This is a genomic window from uncultured Mailhella sp. (assembly GCF_944324575.1).
Taxonomy (GTDB): domain Bacteria; phylum Desulfobacterota; class Desulfovibrionia; order Desulfovibrionales; family Desulfovibrionaceae; genus Mailhella.
In genome coordinates this window covers 36780-43506 of the sequence record NZ_CALUWV010000013.1, presented here as the reverse complement: position 1 = coordinate 43506, position 6727 = coordinate 36780, and the positions used below count along the sequence as shown (strand labels likewise).

Sequence of the window (6727 nt, the reverse complement as noted above, 5' to 3'; positions counted from 1 at the left end):
CAACTTTTTTCAAGTTTTTTTTCAGGCGGCGCTTTCGGCGGGGCGCTCGTTTGAGCCGCTGTGCCTCAGCGCGTTTTTGAGTTATGCCCATTTTCCCCCGTCTTGTCAAACACTTTTTTCACCTTTTTTCGTTCTTTTTGAATTTTTATTGATAACTGCATGATAAAACAGCATAAAAAAATCGACCAAAGACAGGTCTCCGGCCGATTTTTGAGCCTCTTTCGCCGCTTTTCCCGTTTTTTGCCCGTTTTCCGGCCTCCCGGAGTGCCAAAAGACGTCGAAAAAAGCCTTCAGGCTGCAAACGCGCCGCGAAAAAGGCCGTCCGTCCGAACAGTGGTCTCAGACATCCTCCGTCCCGCGCGATCTCAGCCCTTTCCTCCCGTCGCAGGCGGAGTGGTGACGACTCCCTGCTCTGCCGCCCAGAGGCCTACGTCCTCCTTTCGTATGGCGGCAGCCATCATGCCCGGAAATATGTCCGGCGTGCAGGCAAAGCAGGGAACGCCCAGGGCGGCGAGCTTTCCGGCAAGTTCTCTGTCGTAGAAGGGGCTGCCCTCATTGCTGAGCGCCAGCAGCGTGATGAACTGTACCCCGGACTGCACGAGCTCGCCGGCTCTCTGAAGAAGATTGCGCTCCACGCCCCCTTCATACAGGTCGGAAATGAGGACCATGATGGTGTTGCGCGGATCGGTGATGAGCGACTGGCAATAGCCCACGGCCCGATTGATGTCGGTGCCGCCGCCGAGCTGCACCCCGAAGAGCACGTCCACCGGGTCGTGCATCTCGTCGGTAAGGTCCACCACCGACGTGTCGAAAACCACAAGACGTGTCTTCACCGCAGGCAGCGAGGCCATGACCGCACCGAATATGCTGGAATACACGATGGAACTGGCCATGGATCCGCTCTGGTCGATGCAGAGCACGACCTCTCTCTGCGGCCGGTGCGCCTTGCGGCCGTAACCGATGAGCGTTTCCGGCACCAGCGTGTGGTATTCCTGCTGCCAGTGGCGCAGATTGGCCTGAATGGTTCGATTCCAGTCTATTTCGGAAGCCCGTGGACGACGGTTTCTCACCGCCCGGTTGAGCGCACCGCTTACGGCCGTGCGCATGGGCTCTTCAAGCTGCTTCAAGAGCTCATCCACCACCTTGCGCACCACAAGCCTCGCAGTCTCCCGGGTCTCCGCCGGAATGACGCCGTTCAGGCTCATGAGCGTGGACACCAGATTCACGTCCGGCTGCACGGAGTCCAGCATTTCAGGCTGAAGCAGCATATCTTTAAGATAGAGACGGTCGAAGGCGTCCTTCTGCATGGCCCGCACCACGGTGGAGGGAAAGTACTTGCGAATGTCGCCGAGCCAGCGCGCCACGCGGGGAGAAGACGCGCCGCTGCCTCCTCGCAGGCCCTTGCCGCCGCTGCCGTTGTCGTAAAGCATGGAAAGCGCGTCGCTCATGCCCATATCTTCCGCACTCAGCGAAACATCGGGGCAGCAGCTTCTGGCCTCGTCGCCAAGCGCAAGCACCCAGCGCCGCAACCGTTCCTTTTCCAGTCCGTCACTCATGGGCACCTCGTTCCTTTGCGCCCGTGCCGTTACCGGCAAGGCCGAGTATCGTTCTCAAAAAAGGCAGCACCAGCGCCGCTCTCTCCTCATCCCACGAAACCTGATGAGGGTCTCCTGCCCCGGCCTGCCTCACAATACCCGTCCTGCGGGCTCTTTCCGCAAGCTGCCGGCGCTCCGGCGCAGAAAACTCCGTGAACGTCCGGCGCAACATGGGCAGCACGTTGACGAAGCGCTCTGCAGAAAGCGAAAGAAGCCATGCATCCACGAGGCGCCACAAGGCGTCGTCGTGCAGAAGCACCATGGCGCTTTCTCCCAGAAAGGAAGAAAGCCACGCCGCAGCATTTTCCGGTTCGGAGGCCGGAGACAGGGCAAGCCCCATGAGAGTCTCGACGTCTCCGGCAGAAAGCGCCCCGTCGTCAAACAGTAGCCGCGCGCAGAGTCCCCGAAGGACGGCATGCACGCCGCTCTCTTCCGCCAGAAGCCGGTGAAGCGCCTGCCGCCACATAAGCGTCAGTTCCTCTCGAGCGATGAGACGCATGGCATCGTTTGCCGCGCGCAAAGGCGCAAGAAGCTCTGCCGAGCCTTCGGCATTGAGCCCGGAAAGCGCTGCGTGCAGCCCCACGGCCACGCGCGGAACCATGCCCTCCACCAGCGCGAGCACCATGCCCGCATTCGTACCGCGCACATCGCCGTATCTGGCCACGCGCACGAGTTCAGGCAGCGTACGCACAAGCTGCAGCGTGTCCGTCGTCAGCGCGGCCCGGTCTTCGAGCGTGCGCACCAGGCCGTCTATGGCCGGGCCGAGATCGGCAAGAAGCGCCGCGTCCATGAGCTTTGCCAGCTCGGGAAGTCCGGCACGGGACGCCAGATCCAGCACGCGGCGCACGGCGGCATCCTGAAGCGTGCTGCCCCACGACCCCGCGTTGATGATGTCGACGATGAGCTTCGGTTCCCATTGCAGAAGCCACAATTCATGAAACGTGCCCTTGCCGCCGCCCTCACGCCTGTCCGTTCCCCAGGGAATGTCCAGAATGTTCATGCGGTGCAGCATATGGCTGCGCGCAAGGTCCACGTCTCTGCGCAGATCAAGATCCAGCGTTTTCTGGGAGGCTTCCGGCTTCAGCCTGAGTTTTTTCTGAAGTCGCTCGATATCCCGCTGAAGAGGCACGGCAGGCGCGCCTTCCGGTACCTGCCCCAGCTTCTCGCCGGTAATGAGACGGCGTTCGACCAGACGCATGGGCGCTTCTTCGCCCATGCAGACCACGGTGCGAAGAGCTTCGCAAAGCTCCGGCAGACCGGCTCCCGGGCGCTCTCGCAGCGCCGCCAGCGTTTCGGCAAGCCTTGCCGATTCAATGATGTGCGCGGGCGAGCAGTCCAGACCTTCTTCCCGGAACAGTCGAGCCGCGCGGGTAAGCCAGCTCACGACGCGGGACTCTTCGCTTTCCGCACGCCACAGATGCTCATACCACGCCGGAGACGTCACGCCCGCACCGTAGCCGCTCCGCACGCTGAGACCCGCATAAGTCCACGGCGCCCAGGTGGCGGCCACCTTCATTTTAGGAAGCCCCTTCAAAAGCGCGTTGTCGTCCCTGGCGGTTACCTTCGCTTCCAGCGCGGGCACGTGCCACGCGCCGCACACCACGGCAATGCGGGCAAAACCTTCCTTCTTCGCCCGGCGCAGACATGAACGCATATGCGCCTCGCGCAGGGCCTCCATTCCTTCCGGTACGCCATGCCTTGCCTCGCGATCCTGTCGCACGGCGGTCATGGCTTCGCGTATGGCCTCAAAGAGCTCCAGACCGTCCAGCCGCTCCTCGACCATATGATTCCACCAGTCCTCGCCGCTCTCGTATCCTGCGGCACGGCCCAGCCAGTCCAGAGGGTCGGCGACGTCGAACGACGAATCGCTCTCCGCTTCTTCCATCTTCAAATCGCAGCCTTCAGCCTCTGCGGATGAATCGGACGCGTTTTCCGCATCCGCCACTTCGACGGACGTTTCGTCTTCTCCCGCGTCCTGCGCCTTTCCGACTCCGGCTTCGTCTTCCATCAGCGCGGCCTCTTCCTCCGCTTTTTCCATGGCAAAGCGCACGGCCATGGGAAGGTCCATGAACCGCACCGGAACGTTCCGGGCAAGCGCATGGCGCAGCGCCTGCCATTCCGGAGAAAATTCCGCAAAGGGATAGAAGGCCGCCCGCCTCGCATCGTCTTCCGCATAGACGAGCAGCGCCACGGGCGGATTCATGGCCTCGTCGGCGGCAAGGGGCAGCACGCTCTCGCCTTCGGGCGGCCCCTCGATGAGAAGCGCGTCCGGCTGCCACTCTTCCAGTGCGCGGACAAGACTGCGGGCGCACCCCGGCCCGTGATGCCTTATGCCGAATATGCGTATCTGCCTTGCGTCGTCCATGGTCATTCCACGTCGCGGCAGGCGCGGTACAAATCCTTCCAGTCGCCCCGCTCCTTCATGACGGTTTCAAGGTACTCATGCCATATGACGCGATCCTGCACGGGATCCTTGACGACAGCGCCCACAAGACTCGCCGCCACGTCGGCAGCCCGCAGGCGTCCGTCGCCGAAATGCGCGGCAAGGGCCATGCCGCTGTTGATGACGGAAATGGCTTCTGCCGTGCTCAGCGTGCCGGACGGCGTTTTGACCTTGAGCTTGCCGTCCTCGGTTTTTCCATTGCGAAGCTCCCGGAAAATACGCACTACGCGGCGCACTTCGGGAAGCGCGGGAGGCTCGGCGGGCAGCTCCAGGCTGCGCCCCATTTCCCGGACACGTTTCTCCACAATGGCCACTTCCTCATCCTCCGTGGCAGGAACAGGCAGCACCACGGTATTGAAGCGACGCTTGAGCGCGGAAGAAAGCTCGTTCACGCCCTTGTCCCTGTTGTTGGCCGTGGCTATGACGTTGAAGCCGCGCACGGCCTGAACCTCTTCGCCGAGCTCGGGCACAGGCAGGGACTTTTCCGAAAGAATGGTGATGAGCGTGTCCTGCACGTCCGCCGGAATGCGGGTAAGCTCCTCCACCCGGGCAATGCAGCCTTCGGCCATGGCGCGCATGAGCGGACTTTCCACAAGCGCATGCCGGGACGGCCCTTTGGCAAGAAGCTCGGCATAGTTCCAGCCATAGCGCATCTGCTCTTCGCTCGTTCCCGCCGTGCCCTGAATAATGCGCGTGGAGTCTCCGCTTATGGCCGCGGCCAGATGTTCCGACACCCACGACTTGGCCGTGCCGGGCACGCCGTACAGAAGCAGCGCGCGATCGGTGGCCAGCGTGGCCACGGCTATTTCCATGAGACGGCGGCTGCCTATGTATTTTGCCGACACTTCAAAGCCGTTGTCGAGCCTGCCACCCATAAGATACGTGCACACGGCAAAAGGAGACATCTTCCAGTTGGCGGGGCGAGGATGCGTGTCGGCCTTCCTGAGTTCGTCCAGTTCCTCGGCAAACTGCTGCTCGGCATGCTGCCGCAGGACTCGCGCGGCCTTGTTGCTTTCTTCGGTATTCATGAAAAGTCCTCTTCGGTTGACGGTCAGGAAAAATACGCGCCGAGCGCCAGACGCTTTCCGGCGACGACGAAAAAACGATCGGAGACGTCGTGGTTCAGGTCGGACGCGGGCAGGGACTCCAGCATCCGCCTTGCCTTCTCAAGCTCATCGGCAGGCAGCACCATGGCCAGCTCGTCCACCACGTAGGCAAGAGCATAGTCACGGCTTTTTGCCGACAGCATCCGGTTCTTCAGCACGGCGACGGCCCTTGCCGCCAGAAGGGGCGACATACGGTAGTCAAGTTCCTGTCTCATGCGGATATCCTGCAGAAGATCCGTGAACGTGTCGGGCGAAAGCAGCCGTTCCCACGCCTCTTCACGCTCTTCTCTGCCGAGCATGGCGGCAAGGGCAAAGACATCGAGACTTCTGCCGGAAGACGATGGCCACACGCCGCCCTTCTTCATGCTTTTCAACATGGCACGTGCAAACGAGACGTCGCCCGTGCGCAGCACGGCGTCGCCCAGCGCCGTCTGAAGCGGCTTTTTCCACTCCGAACGCTCAAAGAGCGCAAGCACATCCTCTGCGCTTTTTCCCGTGCGTTCCGTCCACCACGAAGGCGGAACGGCCGAGGCCATCTGGTACAGCCATCCGGCACGCGGACCGAACTGGGAAAACGGAGACTTTTCGCTGATGAGATCTGCGGCCCAGCTTTTGTCATAGGTTTCGGGCGGCGTAATGAACTCCGATTTGTCCCCCAAGCCCACGGCGGCGGCAGCCATGCGGAACAGGCCGGATACGCCGGGCTGCGAAGACGCGGACAAAAAAGCCTTCATGCAGGAAGAAAGCCTCTCTCCCATGCGCATCACATACCGGCTTTCGGGCAGACGGGAAAGCAGGGAGGCCGCCGTTCTTCTCACTTCACGGCTGCGATCTTTAAAAAGCAGCGTTTCCAGCAGATCCTCGTCGTCACGGCAAAGTCCGTGAGCAAAAAGCCCGAGCAGCGTGTTGCGCTCGGAAGCGTCCATGGAGGAGAGATCCTGTTCAAAGAGTTCCCTCGCCCATGCAGGCCTCGCCTTTCTCGCGGCAAGGAAAAACGCCTGTCGCTGCATGGGCCGTCCGTGTTCCCACGCTTCCATTTCCAGCTCGGCGTCGGCAGAGGACGTGGCGAACATGCGCCAGTCGGGATTCAGCGCCGCAAGCCACAGTCCGCGCGCACCCGCCGTACGGGCAAGCAGCGGGCGAAGCGCCGGGCTGGTTCTGCCCATGGCAAGCGCCGGAACAAGAAGCGAATGCGGCAGAACCATGTTCTTTCCGGCAAGATACGAGAGAGCCTCCCACTGAAGGCGGAGCTGACTGCTGCGGAAGATCTCTTCGCAAAAAGCCGTAACCGGCGAATCTTCCGGCAGCATCGCGCGAGACTCTTCGGGAGCGACCTCGGGAACCGTCAGATTCTCTTCGGCCTTCTCGGGCAGATAGCCCGCGCACCCTCCGAGAAAAAGCACGCCCGCACTGCGCAGAAGCGTGCGTGCGCAACCTTCCGGCGACGAGTCCGAAGCATCGGCAAGTTCACGGACGAGCGAACCTCTGGGAAAATCCGTTTCGGAAAACGACGGCGGACGACGGGCCGTGCCGAGCAGCGCGCAGGAACCGAACAGGTGAAGTCTGGAATCCATGATTTCCCC

General features: G+C 61.8%; 4 protein-coding genes. All 4 read right to left on the bottom strand.

Annotated elements, in window-relative coordinates; all coding sequences use genetic code 11:
• Positions 1–365: 365 nt before the first annotated feature.
• The 4 genes from Q0J81_RS02995 to Q0J81_RS02980 are packed head-to-tail and all read right to left on the bottom strand — an operon-like array spanning position 366 to position 6718.
• Positions 366–1556, bottom strand: coding sequence for a VWA domain-containing protein (locus tag Q0J81_RS02995; RefSeq protein ID WP_294445957.1), 1191 nt, complete (start codon positions 1554–1556; stop codon positions 366–368).
• Positions 1549–3960, bottom strand: a complete 2412-nt coding sequence (locus tag Q0J81_RS02990) for a DUF5682 family protein (RefSeq protein ID WP_294445956.1) — start codon at positions 3958–3960, stop codon at positions 1549–1551. The genes Q0J81_RS02995 and Q0J81_RS02990 overlap by 8 nt, the downstream gene beginning before the upstream one ends.
• A gap of 2 nt (positions 3961–3962) precedes the next feature.
• A complete protein-coding gene (locus Q0J81_RS02985; protein ID WP_294445955.1) occupies positions 3963–5066 on the bottom strand; it encodes an AAA family ATPase in 1104 nt (367 codons plus the stop codon).
• A 23-nt stretch (positions 5067–5089) separates the two neighbouring features.
• Positions 5090–6718, bottom strand: a complete 1629-nt coding sequence (locus tag Q0J81_RS02980; RefSeq protein WP_294445954.1) for a DUF5691 domain-containing protein — start codon at positions 6716–6718, stop codon at positions 5090–5092.
• Positions 6719–6727 lie beyond the last annotated feature (9 nt).

What these genes read in the sequence shown, in the direction of transcription:
- Q0J81_RS02995 (WP_294445957.1), bottom strand. Translation starts at nt 1,556, where the DNA reads ATGAGTGACGGACTGGAAAAGGAACGGTTGCGGCGCTGGGTGCTTGCG.
- Q0J81_RS02980 (WP_294445954.1), bottom strand. Translation starts at nt 6,718, where the DNA reads ATGGATTCCAGACTTCACCTGTTCGGTTCCTGCGCGCTGCTCGGCACG.
- Q0J81_RS02985 (WP_294445955.1), bottom strand. Translation starts at nt 5,066, where the DNA reads ATGAATACCGAAGAAAGCAACAAGGCCGCGCGAGTCCTGCGGCAGCAT.
- Q0J81_RS02990 (WP_294445956.1), bottom strand. Translation starts at nt 3,960, where the DNA reads ATGGACGACGCAAGGCAGATACGCATATTCGGCATAAGGCATCACGGG.